Annotated in this window: 3 protein-coding genes and 1 pseudogene; all 4 read right to left on the bottom strand. The window is 70.5% G+C overall.

What is annotated here, in order from left to right; translation table 11 throughout:
* A pseudogene (locus DQW06_RS24110) lies at positions 1-301 on the bottom strand (DUF2236 domain-containing protein); the annotation flags it as partial.
* A gap of 237 nt (positions 302-538) precedes the next feature.
* Complete coding sequence (locus DQW06_RS24105) at positions 539-1,120, bottom strand: ATP/GTP-binding protein (RefSeq protein WP_013151331.1); 582 nt, start codon at positions 1,118-1,120, stop codon at positions 539-541.
* A complete protein-coding gene (locus tag DQW06_RS24100; protein WP_013151332.1) occupies positions 1,101-1,544 on the bottom strand; it encodes a DUF742 domain-containing protein in 444 nt (147 codons plus the stop codon). Before DQW06_RS24100 ends, DQW06_RS24105 begins: the two co-directional genes overlap by 20 nt.
* Before the next feature lie 8 nt (positions 1,545-1,552).
* Positions 1,553-2,008 carry a roadblock/LC7 domain-containing protein gene (locus tag DQW06_RS24095; protein WP_013151333.1) on the bottom strand — a complete coding sequence of 152 codons (456 nt, stop codon included), beginning with the start codon at positions 2,006-2,008 and terminating at the stop codon, positions 1,553-1,555.
* Positions 2,009-2,135 lie beyond the last annotated feature (127 nt).

Raw genomic sequence — 2,135 nt, 5'->3', positions numbered from 1 at the left:
GCATCTGGTTCATCCGGCGCAGCGCGTCGCGGCCGCGGCCCGGACCGAATCCGTGCTCCATGATGTCGTTGAGGATCAGCGCCGTGTCGTCGTAGCGGTGCTGCGTGCGCTCGGTGAACTCGCGCGTGTGCGCCAGCAGCTCGCCGATGCTGGGCACGGCGTAGGTGCGGTACAGGGCCAGGCCCAGGGCCTGTTCGATGTCCCACGGGAACTCGTGGCTGCCGAGGATGCGCACGATCTGCTCACAGTCGTCCTCGGCGTCCAGGGCATGGATCCGGTCGCGCCACTCGAACCGCTTCATGGGCAACTCCAGTCACCTTCGTGCGGGCCCGCTCGGACGGGGCCATGGTCTGCGGGTGTGGCGCGCCCGCGGCGCTCCACGGGGCGCACTTTACCTGGAAGCCCCTTGTGTACACCGGTTCCGGGGGGACGAACGTGTCCGCAAACCCGGCAGGGCGTCCGAAACCCCGAAGTCCGTCCCCGGCGGGCCACGCGAAAGGGGCGGGGGACCGGCCCCCGCCCCTTCGGTGGAGCGGACTCAGGCGGCCATCCGCTCGGCCACCCGGTTCACCAGCGTCACCAGCACCGCCTTGGCCGACTCGCGCTCACGCGCGTCGCACAGCACGACCGGGATCGCGGGGTCCAGGCTCAGCGCGGTGCGGACCTCCTCGGGCTCGTACCGGTGGGCGCCCTCGAAGCAGTTCACCGCCACCACGAACGGCACGCCGCGCCGCTCGAAGAAGTCCACCGCGGCGAAGCACGTCTCCAGGCGGCGGGTGTCGGCGATGACCACCGCGCCCAGCGCCCCCTCGGACAGCTCCTCCCACATGAACCAGAACCGCTCCTGACCCGGGGTCCCGAACAGGTACAGCACCAGGTGGTCGTTGATGGTGATGCGGCCGAAGTCCAGCGCCACGGTCGTGGTCGTCTTGGCCTCCACGCCCGACAGGTCGTCGATCCCGTAGCTGGCCTCGGTCATCACCTCCTCGGTGCTCAGCGGCGCGATCTCGCTGACCGATCCGACCATCGTGGTCTTACCGGCCCCGAAACCCCCCGCCACGAGGATCTTGAGCGCCGCCGGAACGGGCGCCTGCGTGTCGTCAGAGTCGCTGGATGCCATCGAGAACCGCCTGGAGTACGTCCCGGCTGACCGGGCTCTTCGCTGTGTAGGGGGCGCGGGCCAAGGCGAGGCCGCGGTTGAGCAGGTCGCTGAGCAGGACCTTGACCACGGCCACCGGGATGTCCAGGTGCGCGGACACCTCGGCGACCGACTGGGGCCGTCGGCACAGCTCCAGGATGCGTATCTGCTCGGGCTCCAGCGCCATCTCGTCGACCTCGGCCCGCTTGGCCGCGATCACGACGCTGATCATGTCCAGCTGCACGGTGTCGGCGTGCTCGCGGCCCTGCGCGATCACGTACGGCCGTACCAGCGGTCCGGCGTCCTGCTGTCCGACCGCCGCGCCCTCGTCGAACCCGCCGACCGCGTCCCTCTGGGGCAGGCCGTGCGGATCCTCCTCGGGCGGCAACTCGTTGTGCGCTTGCATGGCGTCCCCTATCGCGTGGCTTCCCCTGAAGCGCCCTCGCGTCTGGGCGCGGCGTCCAGATAACGGCCCACCTGCTCGACCAGCACGTTCATCTCGTAGGCGATGAGGCCGACGTCGGCGCTCTCCTCGGCCAGGACCGCCAGGCACGCCCCCCGGCCGGCACCGGTGACGAACAGGTACGCGCTCTCCATCTCCACGACGGTCTGGAGCACCTCGCCCCCGCCGAAGTGTCGGCCGGTGCCCCGGGCCAGGCTCTGGAACGCGGACGCCACCGCGGACAGGTGCTCGGCGTCCTCCTTGACCAGCTCGCGGGAGCGGCCGATCAGCAGCCCGTCGGCGGAGAGCACGATCGCGTGGCGGGAGCCCACCGCGCGGTCGAGCAGCTCGTCCAGCAGCCAGTCGATGTCCTTCTTGCCCGCGCCGCTTCCACTGTCACGCTGGGCGCTTTCGGGAGTACTCGTCACGGTTACGCGTCCTTGTCGGTGTCGTTGGTCTGCTGCTTGCCTTCGCGCCGTCCGCGGTCCGTACCCTTCTGGAACGCGGACATGTTCCGGCGCAGGCGCGCCAGACGCTCCTGGCCGTCCTGGGCCG

It is taken from the genome of Nocardiopsis sp. TNDT3 (assembly GCF_003427465.1).
In the GTDB taxonomy this organism is placed as follows: domain Bacteria; phylum Actinomycetota; class Actinomycetes; order Streptosporangiales; family Streptosporangiaceae; genus Nocardiopsis; species Nocardiopsis dassonvillei.
The sequence above is the reverse complement of the archived record's forward strand: the minus strand, read 5'-3'. Positions and strand labels throughout refer to the sequence as shown.

Excerpts from the sequence above, each read along its gene's own strand:
- DQW06_RS24100 (WP_013151332.1), bottom strand. The coding sequence starts at position 1,544 with ATGCAAGCGCACAACGAGTTGCCGCCCGAGGAGGATCCGCACGGCCTG.
- DQW06_RS24105 (WP_013151331.1), bottom strand. The coding sequence starts at position 1,120 with ATGGCATCCAGCGACTCTGACGACACGCAGGCGCCCGTTCCGGCGGCG.